This window comes from Bradyrhizobium sp. Kon69, assembly GCF_055807515.1.
This window is the reverse complement of sequence record NZ_JBVVOS010000371.1, coordinates 1-267: the sequence shown is the minus strand read 5'-3', so window position 1 is coordinate 267 and position 267 is coordinate 1. Positions and strand designations below refer to the sequence as shown.

Sequence of the window (267 nt, the reverse complement as noted above, 5' to 3'; positions counted from 1 at the left end):
CCACATAGTCGTCGGCGCCATAACGCAAGGCACCCAGTTTTTCCGGCTCGTCGCCCATGGCCGTGACCATGATCACCGGCGTGTCGCTGCTGCGACGTACGGCGGACAACACCTCGATGCCACTCAGGCGCGGCAGCATCACATCCAGCAGTATCAGGTCGGGCCGCCAGCTCTTGTGCAGGTCGAGACCGCGCTGGCCGTCTTCGGCCAATGCCACCTCAAAGCCGTCCCGCTGCAGATAGGCTTCCAGAATATTGGCGCTGTCGG

General features: G+C 63.3%; 1 protein-coding gene. It reads right to left on the bottom strand.

Going from position 1 to position 267, the window contains the following annotated elements; translation table 11 throughout:
* On the bottom strand, positions 1-267 hold a 267-nt coding region (locus tag AC0L3U_RS39490; protein WP_473365133.1), incomplete at both ends, for a response regulator.